The 15,174-nt window shown below is 66.3% G+C and carries 14 protein-coding genes and 1 CRISPR repeat array; of the genes, 9 read left to right on the forward strand and 5 right to left on the reverse strand.

The features are described 5' to 3' along the window. Window position 1: 1 nt before the first annotated feature. The 6 genes from cas3 to cas6e are packed head-to-tail and all read left to right on the forward strand — an operon-like array spanning window position 2 to window position 7,475. Window positions 2–2,350, forward strand: a complete 2,349-nt coding sequence (cas3, locus tag KIP79_RS05530; RefSeq protein ID WP_214103564.1) for a CRISPR-associated helicase Cas3' — start codon at window positions 2–4, stop codon at window positions 2,348–2,350. A gap of 6 nt (window positions 2,351–2,356) precedes the next feature. Beyond that, window positions 2,357–4,369: a type I-E CRISPR-associated protein Cse1/CasA gene (casA, locus tag KIP79_RS05535; RefSeq protein ID WP_214103565.1), complete on the forward strand. Its 2,013-nt coding sequence runs from the start codon at window positions 2,357–2,359 to the stop codon at window positions 4,367–4,369. Next, entirely contained in the window at window positions 4,362–4,952 is a 591-nt protein-coding gene (casB, locus tag KIP79_RS05540) for a type I-E CRISPR-associated protein Cse2/CasB (RefSeq protein WP_214103566.1), read from the forward strand. The genes casA and casB overlap by 8 nt, the downstream gene beginning before the upstream one ends. Next, window positions 4,949–6,076, forward strand: coding sequence for a type I-E CRISPR-associated protein Cas7/Cse4/CasC (cas7e, locus tag KIP79_RS05545; protein WP_214103567.1), 1,128 nt, complete (start codon window positions 4,949–4,951; stop codon window positions 6,074–6,076). Before casB ends, cas7e begins: the two co-directional genes overlap by 4 nt. A gap of 14 nt (window positions 6,077–6,090) precedes the next feature. After that, window positions 6,091–6,804, forward strand: a complete 714-nt coding sequence (cas5e, locus tag KIP79_RS05550) for a type I-E CRISPR-associated protein Cas5/CasD (protein ID WP_214103753.1) — start codon at window positions 6,091–6,093, stop codon at window positions 6,802–6,804. Further along, entirely contained in the window at window positions 6,795–7,475 is a 681-nt protein-coding gene (gene cas6e, locus KIP79_RS05555) for a type I-E CRISPR-associated protein Cas6/Cse3/CasE (RefSeq protein ID WP_214103568.1), read from the forward strand. The genes cas5e and cas6e overlap by 10 nt, the downstream gene beginning before the upstream one ends. A 209-nt stretch (window positions 7,476–7,684) precedes the next feature. Then, a CRISPR array of direct repeats spans window positions 7,685–8,079; the repeat unit is 29 nt; unit sequence GTGCTCCCCGCGCACGCGGGGATGGTCCC. Window positions 8,080–8,101: 22 nt separating this feature from the next. On the opposite strand, the gene KIP79_RS49215 is transcribed toward cas6e, so the two are convergent. The 3 genes from KIP79_RS49215 to KIP79_RS05570 are packed head-to-tail and all read right to left on the reverse strand — an operon-like array spanning window position 8,102 to window position 9,977. Further along, a complete protein-coding gene (locus tag KIP79_RS49215; RefSeq protein ID WP_214103569.1) occupies window positions 8,102–9,175 on the reverse strand; it encodes a GntR family transcriptional regulator in 1,074 nt (357 codons plus the stop codon). Next, entirely contained in the window at window positions 9,172–9,597 is a 426-nt protein-coding gene (locus tag KIP79_RS05565) for an ATP-binding protein (RefSeq protein WP_214103754.1), read from the reverse strand. Before KIP79_RS05565 ends, KIP79_RS49215 begins: the two co-directional genes overlap by 4 nt. A 5-nt stretch (window positions 9,598–9,602) precedes the next feature. Next, window positions 9,603–9,977, reverse strand: a complete 375-nt coding sequence (locus KIP79_RS05570; protein ID WP_214103570.1) for a hypothetical protein — start codon at window positions 9,975–9,977, stop codon at window positions 9,603–9,605. A gap of 432 nt (window positions 9,978–10,409) precedes the next feature. Between KIP79_RS05570 and KIP79_RS05575 the strand changes: the two genes are divergently transcribed. From KIP79_RS05575 to KIP79_RS05585, 3 genes are all read left to right on the forward strand, one after another. Further along, complete coding sequence (locus KIP79_RS05575; RefSeq protein ID WP_214103571.1) at window positions 10,410–11,705, forward strand: helix-turn-helix domain-containing protein; 1,296 nt, start codon at window positions 10,410–10,412, stop codon at window positions 11,703–11,705. Window positions 11,706–13,433: 1,728 nt separating this feature from the next. Then, window positions 13,434–13,571, forward strand: a complete 138-nt coding sequence (locus KIP79_RS05580) for a hypothetical protein (protein ID WP_214103572.1) — start codon at window positions 13,434–13,436, stop codon at window positions 13,569–13,571. Window positions 13,572–13,585: 14 nt separating this feature from the next. Next, window positions 13,586–13,813 carry a hypothetical protein gene (locus KIP79_RS05585; RefSeq protein WP_214103573.1) on the forward strand — a complete coding sequence of 76 codons (228 nt, stop codon included), beginning with the start codon at window positions 13,586–13,588 and terminating at the stop codon, window positions 13,811–13,813. A 34-nt stretch (window positions 13,814–13,847) separates the two neighbouring features. Here KIP79_RS05585 and KIP79_RS05590 read toward each other — a convergent pair whose 3' ends face one another. Further along, window positions 13,848–14,270 carry a VOC family protein gene (locus tag KIP79_RS05590; RefSeq protein ID WP_214103574.1) on the reverse strand — a complete coding sequence of 141 codons (423 nt, stop codon included), beginning with the start codon at window positions 14,268–14,270 and terminating at the stop codon, window positions 13,848–13,850. A gap of 19 nt (window positions 14,271–14,289) precedes the next feature. Further along, window positions 14,290–15,072 carry a fumarylacetoacetate hydrolase family protein gene (locus tag KIP79_RS05595; RefSeq protein ID WP_214103575.1) on the reverse strand — a complete coding sequence of 261 codons (783 nt, stop codon included), beginning with the start codon at window positions 15,070–15,072 and terminating at the stop codon, window positions 14,290–14,292. Window positions 15,073–15,174 lie beyond the last annotated feature (102 nt).

Raw genomic sequence — 15,174 nt, forward strand, 5'->3', positions numbered from 1 at the left:
CATGACCGCACCCTCCTTGGCCGCCTGGGCAAAGGCGGCCAAGGAGGACCACCATCCCCTCATTTGCCATGTTCTTGACACCGCCGCAGTCGCCGAGAGGTTGATCGAGAAACTGGTCGGGCCTCGGTGCCGGAGCGAACTGCGGGCGGCGTTCGAGCCACTGGGAGATCCCGACCCGTGGATCGCCACTTTGTGCGGCCTTCACGATCTTGGAAAGTTCAGCCCAACCTTTCAAGGACTCCAGATCGAACTTGCGGTCGAGCAGTTCAGTGAATCCGCTGCAGCGGACATACGGGCGGTACGGAAGCGGGCCAGCCTGGGCAGGCGAGTCGACACGCCGCATGGTCTCGTGACGGCCATGCACATGAAGGATCTGCTGCTCCACTGGGACGCCCCTGACGACACGGCTGAAGCCATCGCCATCGCTCTTGGGGGGCATCACGGCCACTTCCCCGATGGCTCTGCCCTGCGGCAGACGCGACGGGAGGTGAACAACCATGGCGGCCAGACCTGGAAGGGATGGCGCGACGCCTTCGTCCGACAGGTTGTCGCGCTACGTGGCCTGCCAGACCCAGAAGAAGCGCCGTGGGAGGAAGTGCATGTGAGTTCCGCTGCCGCAGTCGGGCTTGCCGCCTTGACCAGCGTCAGCGACTGGATCGCGTCAGACGAGAAGAACTTCCCCTACGCCCCCACTTCAGATCCGGTGACATACGCCGAAGAGGCGGACAGACTCGCAGCCAAAGCCGTGGACGCATTCGCCCTGCGGCCTTGGTCCCCCCCGACATCGTTCACCGAGTTGTTTCCGAAGGATCAACCGCGATCGGTACAGACCCTTGTCGAACGACTCTCCGCGGACTGTAACGAGCCCACCCTGATTGTCATAGAGGCGCCAACGGGCGAAGGGAAGTCAAAGGCGGCCTTACAGGCCGCAGCGGCTCTGATCCACAACTTGGATCTGATGGGGGCTTACGTCGCCATGCCGACTCAGGCGACGAGCAACCAGATGTTGGGCGAGGTGGAGGAGCTCCTCGCAAACCTCGACGACCGGACAACCGCGCACCTGATCCACTCCGGCGCGTCGGATTATCTGAGCAGTCGAAGCGTCACGCCTTCCGACGTCGGCCGAGACGACCCGGAAGATTCCGATGTCCAGGCCCAGGAATGGTTCACCCGGAAGAAAAGCCTGCTCACCCCATTGGGAATCGGAACGATTGACCAAGCATTGAAGGCAGCCATCCGGTCAGGCCACTTCTTCGTGCGGATGACCGCGTTGACGGGGAAGGTCGTCGTGATAGATGAGGTGCACGCCTACGACACCTACATGTCGACTCTCCTGGACCGGCTGCTCGCCTGGCTCGGACGGCTGGGGACGTCGGTAGTGATGTTGTCCGCCACCCTGCCCGCCGGTCGCAGAGAGGAATTGGTCGCGGCCTGGCAATCGGGCCTGCTCCGCTGTCTGCCCCGCGAGGCTCCGAAAATGGAACCGTTCAACGGATATCCCCGAGTGACGGTGGCAGGGACCGGGAAACCGGTGGCCGAAACGGCGGGACTGTCCGAACTGAACGCCGACCGCAGTATTCGACTGACACCTGTCCCTGACGAGAAAATAGTCGATTGGGCGCTCGCCCAGGTCGCGGACGGCGGGTGCGTCGCCGTCATCCACAACCTTGTCCGCAGGGCCGCCGCTACCCATGCAGCCCTCGAAGAGCGGATCGCCGACCTGCCACCGGAATCACGGCCCCGGCTGATAGCGATCAATGGCCAGTTGCCAGCAGGCGTACGCAGGACGGTGGAAGCCGAGCTCAAGGCCGCCTTCGGAATGAACGGAGAACGGCCGAAGGCGATCGTGGTGAGCACCCAGGTGCTTGAACATGGTCTGGATCTCGACTTCGATGCCATGCTGACCGACTTGGCGCCGGTCGACAGTCTTATCCAGCGGGCGGGCCGGCTTCATCGCCACAGCCGGGCGGTTTCGCGTGGTGAGCCCGTGCTGGCGATCGCCGGTGTGGAAGACACGGAGGACGGGCCCCGGTTCCCGGCCTACCTTGAAAACGTCTACGCGCCGATGACGCTGATGCGTACCTGGGCGCTGCTTCGAGGGCGGACGATTCTGAACCTCTCCGCCAACGTGCCCACGTTGGTCGACGCTGTCTACAGCGGCCCCGAAATGATCGATTGCCCCGTCGGCTGGGAGAACTCCTGGCAGGCCGCGCAGGAGAAACTGACGAATCAGCGGAAGAAGAAGGAACGCAATGCTCGGCTGATGTATCTGCCGCATCCCACCACGGTCGTCCACCTGGGTGAGCTGACGCAGCACAGCAAGGACGCCCGCCGGACCAGGGAGAGGTGAGACGCGGTGGACGACGTCACTTCTCTCCATGTCATCCTGTTCAGAACCGACCTTGATGGTCGGACCGTCCCGGTCGGCGGGAACCGTTCCGTCGACCTGACCGACCCCACCCCTCCTGATCAGGACCGCCTGACCGCTCTGCTTGACGCGTCGGTCCGGCTCACCGCCTCGGGCGACATATCCTCCGAGGTCGTGGAAGCCATCGGCGCGACACCGGTGCCGCGCCACTTCCGAGGCTCTCCCTGGCTCCGCCGGCACCGATGTCTCGTGTTCGCGGAAGGTCGCTGCAACATCGGCAGGTACGTGCTCAGCTATGACGAGCGCCTTGGCCTGCAAGTCGAGGAAAGGCAGGGGGAAGCACCTGGCCTCCGGTCGGCAGAACCCGGGGAAGCGGTCGCGGAGGAGCGTTCTCCTGCCAAGGTGGCATCCTTCGACCTGTTCACCCGACCGTGGATTCCGATCGTCGACAACCAGGGCCGCCTCCAACTCCAAGGGCTCGTGGACGTCTTCGGAAAGGCGCACATGATTCGGCGGGTCGCGGCTGAGACGCCGAGCATGACCGCGGCATTGCACCGGCTCCTCCTGGCGATCTTTCACCGTGTGTACGGCCCGGCCAGCGAGGCTGCGTGGGGGACGCTCTGGCAGGCCGAACAACTACCCACCCGGGAGTTGACCGCCTACGTGGAGCGCCACCGGCACCGGTTCAATCTGTTTCACCCGAAGCTGCCGTTCATGCAGTGCGCGGAATTGTCGTCCGTCCCGCCCTCCACCGCGGCCAAACTCGTGCCCTACCGCTCGGTCGGAAACAATGTGACGCTCTTCGACCACACCACGGCCACTGATCGGGTGGCGCTCTCTCCGGCGGAGGCGGCCCGCTGGCTCGTCACGCTGCAGAGCTTCGACCCGGGAGGCATGAAGACCCCGTACGAGAAGGACAAGTCCTCGGAGCGAGCACCCTGTAATTTGTTCGGCGTCGTGTTGGTGGAGGGCGGCAACCTCAAGGAGACCCTCCTTCTGAACGCTCTCGTCTACCAGCCGGACCACGAGAAGCCGGCCATGACCACTCCTGAAGATCGACCAGCGTGGGAGGAGGACACCGGTCCGTCGCCGAGGCCGGGCAAGCGTCCGGCACGAGGGTGGACCGATCTCCTCACCTGGCCGTCGAGACGGGTCCTGCTGTCCACGACAGGGACAGGCGAGAACACCATGGTGAGCGGCGTGGCCATCACTCCCGGCACGCGACTCGACGTGAGCCTGCCCGATGAGGAGAAGATGGCGGCCTTCCGGCGGCCCCGGGATACCAAGGGTCGCTACAAGCGGGATGTGGCACTGCTCCCCGTCAGACTGCATCATCTGCGCGGTATCTGGCGCCACAGCGTGGAACTCCTGCTCACCGACCTCTGGCAAGAGGGCAGGAACCGGCAGCGCCCCGCCGCTCTGGACCACATAGCCGAGCTAGCCGAACGCGAACTCATCCCGCTCGACGTCGTCTACACATTGCGCGTCTTCGGGCAGCGTCTCGATTCCAAGGCCTCGGTTGTCGAAGCATGGCTGGAGGAGGAGGTTCCCGCGCCGGTCCCGCTGCTCCGGGCACAGGACGAACGGATAGGCGCGCTCGTCGGTTGCGCGATCACTCTCGCCGACGAGGCGGGCTCCGCGCTGCGGGCATTGCAGGCCGACTATCGCCGGGAGTTCCGAGACGGGACGACGCCGGACATTGACCACTACTACTGGCCGCACCTTTCCCGCCCCTTCGGAATCTTTCTACGGAGTCTCGGCCGTGCCCGCGGCGAGGACCACTCCGAGGCGCCCGCCACGCAGAACTGGGGACGGCAGGTGACACGACTCGCCCTCTCGGCCGCGGACCGCTGGGTCGCCGGTTCTCCCGCAGAGGGACGTGTCATGGCCGCCCTCGGAAAGCACTACGGCGCATTCCGCGACCGGCTCCAAATGATGGAACGCCGATTCCACGCCCAGACGCCCGCCTACGTCACGGAACGGAGGGACATGAATGTCTGACCCGCTTGGGCGTGTCAAGTACATCAACTACCTGCATGGTTTGCAGCGTGCCTTGCAATCGGACAAGCCCCACCAGGTCGCCGATGCGCGCCGGACTCTCGCCCAGTTACGGCACAGTTTCGTCGAAGGTAGGCAGTACCAGGCATACGAGATCGTCTTCCAGCACGCCCCGCCACTCCGGCAAAACGAGGCAGAGGTATGGCTACTGGTGGGCGGCCTGTTCGCGTTGCATCCGCTGATCTGGAAGGACAGCGGGGGCGCCCACTCGTTCGGCGCGTCGTTGGGCAAACTGCGGAAGAAGCTGGACAGCCCCGCGGTCGACCGCCGACTCACCGTCCTTCTCGCCAAGGACGGGCACTCCCTTCCCCACCATGTGCGTCAAGCGGTCCGCTTACTCTCCGCTCACGACGTTCCCGTGCACTACCGGCAACTCCTCGACGATCTCGTCGTACTGCTCGGCGAGGACCATCGCGGTGATGTGGCGAGCAGAGTCCGTCTCAGATGGGCCCAGGAGTACTACCTGCCGACCACGGCCGCGTCCTCTGATGACGCGGATGCCACCGACCTTTCGGAGACCGAATGATTATCGAACTACACCTTCTCCAGTCCTTTCCCGTCAGCAACCTCAACCGCGACGATGTCGGCCAGCCCAAGACGGCCACGTTCGGCGGCTACATGCGCGGGCGCATCTCCAGCCAGAGTCTCAAGCGGGCAGCCAGATTGCTGTTTGAGGAGTACGGACTGGACAGCTCCGAGGTGGGGATACGCACCAAGCGGCTACTCGACAACGTGGTAGAAGGCCTGCAGAGCAAAAGTGATGACCCGGAGTGGGCACGGGCGGTCGCCATGGCGGCCCTACAGCAACTCGGCTTCGGTCTCGACGCCAGCAAAGGGCTCACTGAGTACTTGTTGTTCGTTGGCCGCGAGTCGATAGATCGCCTGACGGACTACTGTCTCAATGAGTGGGACGCCCTCAAGAAGCTCGCCTCGGCCAAGACGGCCGGACAGCAGGCGAAGATCAAGCCGGACAGGGCGGCCCTGGTCGAGGTGCGTCAGATCCTCGATGCCAGCAGAGCAGCCGATATCGCGCTGTTCGGACGAATGATCGCCGACAACAAGGACCTCAACGTCAACGCGGCCTCCCAGGTCGCTCACGCGATCTCCACGCACGTGGTCACCACGGAGTTCGACTTCTACACCGCGGTCGACGACCTGAAACCCGAGGACGAATCCGGGGCCGACATGCTCGGCACCATCGACTACAACGCCGCCTGCTACTACCGCTACGCGAACGTCGACCTAACGCAACTGGCGAAGAACCTCCAGGGCGACGTCGATCTGGTCGAACGCACGGCGCGCGCCTGGCTGCTCGCGTTCATCAACGCCGTCCCCGGCGGCAAGCAGAACTCGACGGCGGCTCGGACCATGCCCGACACCCTGCTCGGTGTGGTGCGAGAGCGGGGGGCGTGGAACCTCGCCAACGCCTTCCTGAAGCCGGTTACCCACACCGACATCATGGAAGGCTCGACCAAGCGACTCGTCGAGCACTTCGGCAAGCTTCGCGGCTTCTACGGCGCAGACCAGATTCGCATCGCGGTCGCCGCCTCAGTATCCGGAGAGATCCCCTCCGCCGAAGGTGTGCGGACCGCAACCAGCCTCGGCGAGTTCACAAGCGCCGTCCTCGACGCTGGAGAGTACAACTGGTGACCTCCGACACCGTGATGTCCCTCGCGCTGTGCTTCGACGCACCGATGCAGTCATGGGGGATCAGGTCGCGCGGGATCATTCGCGACACAATGACGGAGCCCACGAAATCAGGGGTCGTGGGTCTGCTCGCTGCCGCGATGGGCATCGACCGGAACGACGACGCGGCCCTCGCCGAGATCGCGCGCCTCCGCCTGGCCGTACGAGTGGACCGCGAAGGCGTCATGGAACGCGACTACCACATCACCCAGAACGTGCCCACCACACAGGGCACCGGGCACCGCACCGTCGTGAGCGAGCGTTACTACCTGGCCGATGCTCTCTTCCTCGTGGTGCTGGAAGGCGACGGAAACCTGCTCGCCAGAGTGTCCACAGCCATACAACGCCCCCACTGGCGTCTGTCCTTCGGCCGCAAGGCGTACGTCCCCGCCCGCCCGCTTCTCCCTCCCGGGGAGAGCCCTGCCAACCGGAGCGCGGAGAAGGTGCTAGCCGAGCACGGCTGGTTGGAGGCCTCTCCGCGAACACGCGCCCGTATGAAGCGCCAAGCGGAGCGCCCTCGTCTCCGCACCGTCGTGGAGTGCCTGCCTCACCTGGTTGACGCGCAGGTCCGTCACGATCAGCCACTCAGCTTCGCCGACGGCAACCGGCGCTTCGCATCCCGCACCGTCCGAACGGACGACGTCCCGCTGACCGACGACATGATCCTCGCGGGAGAAAGACTATGTTTCTGACCAAGCTCACGGTCAATCACCGATCTGCGGCCTTCCTGCGTGACGTCGCCGATGTCCACGACATGCACAGAACGGTGATGTCCGCCTACCCCGAACTGCCGCCCACCACAACATATCGCCGCACGCATGGCGTCCTTTGGCGCATCGACGCCCCTCCTGGAGGACAGGTCGTTCAGTACATCCAAAGCCACACCGCCCCCGATTGGAGCCGGCTCCCCGACGACCTGCTCCTGAAGCCGCCAGAGGTCCGTTCCCTTCAGCCCGTGCTGGACGCGATCCAGCCAGGCAGGAGATTCGCGTTCCGGCTCACAGCCAATCCAACCCGCTGCATTCGGGCCGACGACGACAGCGCCCGACGCAAGCGTGTCCCCCTCCGCCGTCCCGCCGAGCAGATCGAATGGCTCATCGGCAAGGGCGAACAACACGGCTTCGTCATCCCGGCCAGCCGACAGGGCACGCCCGACGTGGCCACAAGCCCGAGCCCTAAACTGGTCGGAAAGAGACGAGAGCCACGTCATATCACCATCGACCCCGTCCGCTACGACGGCCACCTGGTGATCACTGACCCTGCCGCCTTCACATCATCACTGATCAACGGAATCGGACGCGCCAAATCCTACGGCTGCGGTCTATTCAGCCTCGCACCCCCGCGCGGCACCCCTTCCCTCTGATTGGAGGGGACACGCGATCAGGCTGAACAATAGCTTCAATCGATCCTGAATCTCATTTGGGTCATCCATGCATGAGGAGTCCTGCCGAAGGTACCGTTCACACGACGCGGGGTTCGGAACGAACCAGCCAGAGGCCGCCCGAAATGTCCAACTCTTCAAAGCTACTCAAAATCGCCACCTTCACCCGAGAACAATGCAGGTCAGGCAGTGTGCTCCCCGCGCACGCGGGGATGGTCCCGGCGGTCTGTGATGATCCCAATTCGCGGGGGTGTGCTCCCCGCGCACGCGGGGATGGTCCCTGGCGTGTCTGGCAGAGTGATGGCGGCAGGGTGTGCTCCCCGCGCACGCGGGGATGGTCCCGCGGCGTCCCAGTCTTTCTGCTTGATGATCTGGTGCTCCCCGCGCACGCGGGGATGGTCCCCTCTCGCCGAGCTCCGCGCCCGCTGGGCATCCGTGCTCCCCGTGCACGCGGGGATGGTCCCGCCGACGGCACCACCACCTGGAACATGGGGCGGTGCTCCCCGCGCACGCGGGGATGGTCCGTCCTCATCACGGCCGCCCAGCAGGGCCATCCGGTGCTCCCCGCGGACGCAGGGATGGTCCCGTTGGCGCTGACTCTGCCTCGCTCAGTCTGCGCCGACGCCAGCTTCTAAACCCCGATCCCGACCATCGGAAAGGGACTCATCCCACAGCTCCGGCGACGGCCATTCATCGGCGGGCAGGACGCCGATCCCTCTGTTCCCGTACGACCTCGCCCAGCCCGCCTCCACGAGCAGCCGCGCCGCCGCCCGCACCGTAAGCCCTGACACCCCGTACCGGCGGCCGAGCGCATGCGGACTGGGAATCACCCGACCCGGCGCGATCCACCCCTGACCGATCTCCCACGCCAGATCGCAGGCGATCACCCGATACACCGGCATCGCCTCCCGCGTGGCCGGGCTTCCCCACCCGGCGAAGTTCCGCCGCCCCGCCACCCGCACCGCCAGCCCGCGCTCCCGCAGCTCCCGATGAACCCTGCGCGCCAGGTTCGGCGAGATCCCGTACTCCCGTGACAAGACGACCTCACCCGGGACCGGATCCCCCGCGCGTAGTTCCCGCCGCCTCATCCGGTCCGCCACCCGATCGGCCACCTGCACGTACAAGGGAATCGGGCTGTGCCGGTCCACCGCGCCGGCCCCACCGGCTGCCACGTGCGGCAGCAGGCCGTCACCCCCGGCGGGCCACTCCCGCGGCGGCGCGGCGAACGTCCTCCCGCCGGGAACGCTGTAGGCCCAGCCGTGATACTCCACCCGATCCAGCACGAAACCGGCCATCTCGGCGGAGATGCTGTAGCGGGTCCGCAGCTCCCGCACAGTTCCCACCGGCTCGTGAGGGGCGATCCTCCCCACCCGGATGCACTCGGCCAGATCCGACGCGACCCGGGCCACCATGCCCTCCTTACGCGCCGACAACCCCGACAACGGCCCATCACCGGGCGGCCCCACCACCAGACCGTGTCTCGGATGAAGGCGGAGCAACCGGCGCTTGCGCAGCTGACGCCACACCCAATACCCCTGCTCCAGCGTCAGACCGAACTCCTCCGTGAACTCCGCCACATCGGGCGGTGGCGCACCCTCCGCCGGCTCACCGCCGAGGATGCGCGCGGCCAGCACGTCAACGGCCCGGTCCCACGGCTGCCCGCCCCGCGCCCGCGCCGTCACAACGCCACCTCACACCACACCATCCGCTCGGGCGCCTTGTCCTGCCAGCCCCAGCCACGAGCGATCCGCTCCACCAAGAGCAGCCCCAGCCCACCGGCCGCAGGCACCCCATCCCCATCCCCGGGTACCTGATCCCCACCGGGGACCTCCCGGACCCGGGGGATGCTCGCCTCCGACCCCTCGTCGGTCACCTCCACCCGCACCACCCGGCCCCCGCAGTCGGCCACCGCCAGGCTCACCCTGCCCCCCGGCAACCCCGACCGGGAATGCCCCAGCGCGTTGGTCAGCAGCTCCGTGACCACCAGCAGCACATCCGGCGACTCGCCGAAGCCCTCCCGTTCCAGCAGCACCGCCACCAGGGCCCGCCCGAACGGGACCGAGAGCGCCTCACCCGGCAGCACGAACGACCCCATCACCCGCATGACCCTCACTGCGCCACCGCCCGCAGAATCCGGCCCACTGGGTCGGGAACCTGAACCGCCACGCTCCCGGACTTCACAGCCCGCAACCCCGGCGCGTGGACGCCCACGGTGTACCGCCAGCCCCCGCTGTCCTTACACGCCCCGACCAGCACCACCCTGCGGTAACCTCCAGGCAGCTCCAGAACCGGGTACTCCCCGCGCCGGCCCGGCACCCGCGGCGTGCACGCCACCCCGCCCCCCTGGAGCGCGAACGCCAGCCGCGCCAGGAGATCGAACCGCTCCCGCCGCAACTCCTCCCGGAGCGACACCACCTTTTCCGGCCGCCCTTCTCGACGGGCGTCCCGCCCGCGACAACCCCGCCGCCGCCTCAACTCCAACACGGCTCCGCACCTCCACCAGCGTTCGAGGGGTCACCTGGGCGTCACGGCACCAGCGGGACCCGCACCACTTCCGGGCATCAGCCCTCTGTCGTGGTGCAATAGTTGAAGTCACCCAAAATGCCTGACAAGTCACTTAATGTGGCCATCGCGGCAACGGCATGACCACGGACACCAGTCAGACAACGACCACAACAACGGCCCGACCGCTAATGAACTGCGCGGTCCCTCTCCCCGCCCAGCCCCCACAGCCCGGCCCGGTATCCACACCCTGGCGTGGGCAAAGTGACCACACATTGACCACGATCACCCGGTGGCCGGACAGCCTTCCTGTGATGCAATGGCGGAAACCGCCCAGGTATCTGGTAAGTCACCAGGCGGGGTCACGAGCACCACGACCGCACCGCGACCGCTCGACAGCCCCACGAGGAACAGATGACCACCGGAACGCCGCCCCACCGGAACGCCTTCCCCGCTCACCTGATCGCCTACGCCCTGCGCTGGTGGCGCGAGAACCGCCAGATGTCACTCCGGCAGGTGGCCCCCGACGTCCCGATCGACCACTCCCACCTCGCCAAGATGGAACGCGGGCAACGACCAGCACCACGCCACGTCATCGACCAACTCGACCGCATCTACACCGCCAACGGTCAGCTGACGGCTCTCCACACCGCCATCACCCGACTCGACCACGAGAGCATGCCCGACCTGGCATTCCACGCTCAAGGCAAGGACGAGGACATGGAACGCCGCGCCCTACTCCAGCTTTTCGCCGCCCTGTCCACCGGGGCCGTCGTCCCGGCAGGCACCGTGGAAACCATCCTCTCCCGGGCGGAAAGCGCCCTTGGCCAGCACGAGAACACCGAGCTGGCGCACTGGGAGGAACTGGTCTTCGAGTACGGGTGCCAATACGTCACCCGCCCACCCGGCAGTCTCATCAGCGCCGCCGCCAACGACCTGGTAGAGGTCTCCCGGCTGCTCGGCACAAGCCAGACTTCCTTCACGCGCGCCGGGCTGTTGCGAATCAGCTCACAGCTCTCGGCGATACTGGCGATGGAGTTCAGCGACATAGGCGAGAGAAACGCCGCACTGAGGTCCTGGCGGCTCGCCCGCCGTACCGCCGACGAGACGAACGACCGCGACCTGCGTGTCTGGGTACGCGCTCGCGAATCGACCTATGCATTCTGGGCCGGACGTCCCGCCCCGACCGTCAGCCGGCTGGCAGATGAAGCCATTGAGATCTCCGGCGGCGCGCCGAGTACCAGTCTTGCCCGCGCCTACAGCGCCAAGGCCATCGCGGCAGCCTCCGAAGGCGACGCCGCCCAAGCCCGCTCCGCACAGCACGACCTTGACCGGACATACGAAGCACTACCCGACCCCGACAGGGGATCACCGCTGTGGAGCTTCTCAGAGCGACGCATGCATTGGAGCCAGGCGTACCCGTCAGCCCTCATGGGGGACACGGCCGAGGCATCACAGGCCCTTGAGCGCGCCCTGGCCCTCTGCCCTGTCACCCTCCGCGCAGATGTAACCGAACTCAAGCTGATGCAGGCGCTCGCCCTCGTACATGACCGGGACATCACCACAAGCCTCGACATCGCCTCCACCGCCGCCGAGGAACAACCACTGGGAGCCTCACGCCGCCGGATCATGGGCCAGATCATCCAAGCCCTACCTGAAAGCGCTCGTACGGTGCCCGCCACCCGGGAATTACGCGCCCTCACCGTCTGAACGAGGAGGAGCCCCCGTCAGGAAGGGCAAGCAGGGGGAGTGAAAGCGGAAGCCCCCGCCGGACCGTGACAGGACCGGCGGGGGTTCCCGCATAGAGCGGGGGACCATCCCCGCGTGCGCGGGGAGCACGGCCCGAACCTCACCCAGATCACGGCCTGGCTGGGACCATCCCCGCGTGCGCGGGGAGCACCTGCCTGGTGATCTCCCTGTGCTGGAGAAGGCCGGACCATCCCCGCGTGCGCGGGGAGCACTTCACCAGCGCCGAGATCGCGTCCACGGCCGCGGGACCATCCCCGCGTGCGCGGGGAGCACACTCGCTGACGTGGGAAGCTAGGCATCGAGGAAGCGGAAATCTATTAACTGAGAAGTGGACATTTCGGACGCGGGCGCGGCTTGAGTATCTGGTTGATCACAGGTGACGGCGGCCAGGTACGACTCCACCGACGGCCAGCAGGTTCCCCGCAGACGGCCAGATATCCCCATTTGATCGCGATCAATCCCGGTCGGCAAGAGCCGAGGGGGTGAAGAACTGCGGGGAGATCAAGGAATACTTGAGATACACGACCTCACAGGGCGTCATCGTGCTGCGGTCGTGCTGGCCCGGGTGCGGACACCACACGGCGGCACATTATGTGAAACGCACGCGGCGGGCAGGTGCCGAAGGACGGCGGCACCGGGGCGCGGGCGATCGACGGATGACTGGGTGGCTGCTGGCGGGGCGATTCAAGGCAGCCTCCAAGAAGAAGCCACGTGTCCGCCGACAGTCAAACCTCGTCGAATCCCCACGAAAAAGATCCACTTCCCAGCGCGGCCGCATGCCCTGCCCTACCATCAACATGCCCACGCCACCTCCCCAAGGTCCGAAATGCCCAACTCTTCAAAGTTAATAAATTTCCACCACCTCGCCAACTAACTCCCCAGGTCAGCAAGTGCGCTCCCCGCGCACGCGGGGATGGTCCCCGAGAGTCTTGCACCCGGCATTACGGACCCCAGCGCTCCCCGCGCACGCGGGGATGGTCCTGATCGCCGCCGACCCAGAGACATTCTTGGCACGCGCTCCCCGCGCACGCGGGGATGGTCCCTCGTCCAGCCGGTGGGCGGTGACCGCCGCCGCGCGCTCCCCGCGCACGCGGGGATGGTCCCTGAAACGGGCTGCGGATATTCGGGGCGAAGGGGTGCTCCCCGCGCACGCGGGGATGGTCCCCGGCAGGACTTCACCCAACGGGCAAGGAAGGTGTGCTCCCCGCGCACGCGGGGATGGTCCCGGGGACGGGATCCGTGAAGGCCTGACCCCGCTGTACTCCCCGCGCACGCGGGGATGTTCCCCGGGCCAGCGTCCCGGCGGCCGAGTGGATCTTGTGCTCCCCGCGCACGCGGGGATGGTCCGGTGGTGGCGACGAGATCCGGCGCCCGCTCGTCGTGCTCCCCGCGCACGCGGAGATGATTCCTATGCCGTGGCCTATAGTTTGGCGTTGGGAGATTACCCCGCGCACGCGGGGAGAGTTTCCATCTTGCGTCTCCCCGCGCACGCGGGGATGGGGGGTGATCCAACGCATGAGCGCTCAGGCTGGCCATGAGGAGGCCTACAAGCAGCCCCAGGTGCCGCGGACTGCCGACGGCATCGCCGCTGCGCTTTCTGGTAGTCGGCGTATGGAGTTCTATCGTGAGCTCGGTACAGCTCCACTTGAGCAGGTAGAGTCCCTCCTGCGCCGTTGGTGGGGGGAAGCGATGCTTGACACCGACCCGGCGGTGAAGGACGTGGAGCGGCAGATACGGGAGGGCCGGATGCCTACGGGCACGCCCGCTGAGAACGTTTTCCCCGACTGGGCGGAGCAGGTGGCCCAGGCGCGGGCTCGCCGGAGATAAGCTACCGCGCCGAGTTGCATCCGTTCGCGCTGGCCCAGATGAAGGGGCTGCCGTTCGAGGCCATCCTGGCATTGGCGGCCAGAACTGCCGAACTGATTGACGAGCCGTGGGATGCCACCGCCGTTTACCCCGATGATCCGTCGTTTCGGAGAACGGTCTTCGGCGACTTCGGGGTCAGGGCATTCCATGTGGATGAGAAGGCCGAGCTGATCATGATCTACAGCGTTGTCTGGGCGGGATGATCACACTCTGACGCTTCAGCTCAGGTCAGTCATCTCACCACTCTGCTGGGATGTCGGTGTCCCTCTGGATGAACTCAAGACGGTTGCCGACGTTGTCGTAGGTGTAGAAGCGCCGGTGGCCGGGGAAGTTGTCGTCCCAATTGGTTGGTACGCCGTTGGCGTTCAGGTGTTTGGCGAGTTGGTCCAGGGCGGTGACCCGGATGCCGGGGTGGGCCTTCTTGGCTGGGTGGAAGTTCTCCTCTACGCCCAGGTGGATCTCGATTGCGTCCGCGCGGACCCATAGACCGCCCTTGGCCGCCAGGGATGGTGGCTTGGTGATCTCGGTTAGGCCGAGGATGCCGATGTAGAACGCGCGGCATTCGTCTTCGGCGCCGGGTGGAATCGCCAGTTGGACGTGGTGCAGGCTGTAGCCGTAGGGGGAGTTGTGATCAGGGCCGTAGCCCTGGGGGGATGTCATTGGTCGGCCTCCCTCGTCGTCACACGGTGCGGTTGGTGAGCGTACCGATTCCGTCGATGGATACCTCGATGATGTCGCCGGGGGCGAGGAAGCGGGGTGGGGTGAAGCCGATGCCGACGCCGGAGGGGGTGCCGGTGGCGATCACGTCGCCTGGTTCGAGGGTTACCGCTGTGGAGATGGCCTCGATCAGGGTGGGGATGGGGAAGATGAGGTCGGCGAGGGGGGCCGCCTGGCGGAGTTCGCCGTTTACTCGGGTGCGGAGCCAGAGGGTGGTGGGGTCGGGGATCTCGTCGTGGGTGACCAGGTAGGGGCCCATCGGGCAGTAGGTGGCGGCGCTCTTGCCGAGGAAGAACTGTATGTGGCGTTTCTGTAGGGCGCGGATGGTCAGGTCGTTGATGATCGTGTAGCCGTACACGTGGCGCCAGGCGTCGGCCGCGGGGATGCTCGTTCCGCCCTCGCCGATGACGATGGCGAGTTCGCCCTCGTAGTCGGTGGTGCCGGTGGTGTCGGCGGAGACCGTGACGGCGTCGTTCGGGCCGGTGATCGAGGAGAGTGCCTTGGTAAATACGACCGGGTGGTCTGGCACGGTCTGTCGTTGTGAGGCGTCGAAGCCGCTGCCCGCGAACTCCTTGGCGTGGTCGAGGTAGTTCTTGCCGACGCACATCACGTTGTTGCGGGGGCGGATCGGAGCGCGCAGCCTGACCCGGTCCGCCGGGATCGCCTCCGCCGATGTGAGGAGCCGGGCGGCTCGGTCCAGCGCTTCCCCGCCCCGCGCGACGAAATCCTCCATCGTGGTTGGCAATTCCGGATCCTGCGCGAAATCAACGACGTCCCCGCTTCCGCGCAACGCACCGATACGCGTTCCCGAGTCGGTGTCGAAGGTGACCAGCCGCATTTCTTGCCT

The organism is Acrocarpospora catenulata (genome assembly GCF_018476525.1).
In the GTDB taxonomy this organism is placed as follows: Bacteria; Actinomycetota; Actinomycetes; order Streptosporangiales; family Streptosporangiaceae; genus Acrocarpospora; species Acrocarpospora catenulata.

Coding starts and splice junctions, on each gene's coding strand:
- cas3 (WP_214103564.1), top strand. CDS start 2: ATGACCGCACCCTCCTTGGCCGCCTGGGCAAAGGCGGCCAAGGAGGAC.
- casB (WP_214103566.1), top strand. CDS start 4,362: ATGTCTGACCCGCTTGGGCGTGTCAAGTACATCAACTACCTGCATGGT.
- cas7e (WP_214103567.1), top strand. CDS start 4,949: ATGATTATCGAACTACACCTTCTCCAGTCCTTTCCCGTCAGCAACCTC.
- cas5e (WP_214103753.1), top strand. CDS start 6,091: ATGTCCCTCGCGCTGTGCTTCGACGCACCGATGCAGTCATGGGGGATC.
- cas6e (WP_214103568.1), top strand. CDS start 6,795: ATGTTTCTGACCAAGCTCACGGTCAATCACCGATCTGCGGCCTTCCTG.
- KIP79_RS05565 (WP_214103754.1), bottom strand. CDS start 9,597: ATGCGGGTGATGGGGTCGTTCGTGCTGCCGGGTGAGGCGCTCTCGGTC.
- KIP79_RS05575 (WP_214103571.1), top strand. CDS start 10,410: ATGACCACCGGAACGCCGCCCCACCGGAACGCCTTCCCCGCTCACCTG.
- KIP79_RS05580 (WP_214103572.1), top strand. CDS start 13,434: ATGCTTGACACCGACCCGGCGGTGAAGGACGTGGAGCGGCAGATACGG.
- KIP79_RS05590 (WP_214103574.1), bottom strand. CDS start 14,270: ATGACATCCCCCCAGGGCTACGGCCCTGATCACAACTCCCCCTACGGC.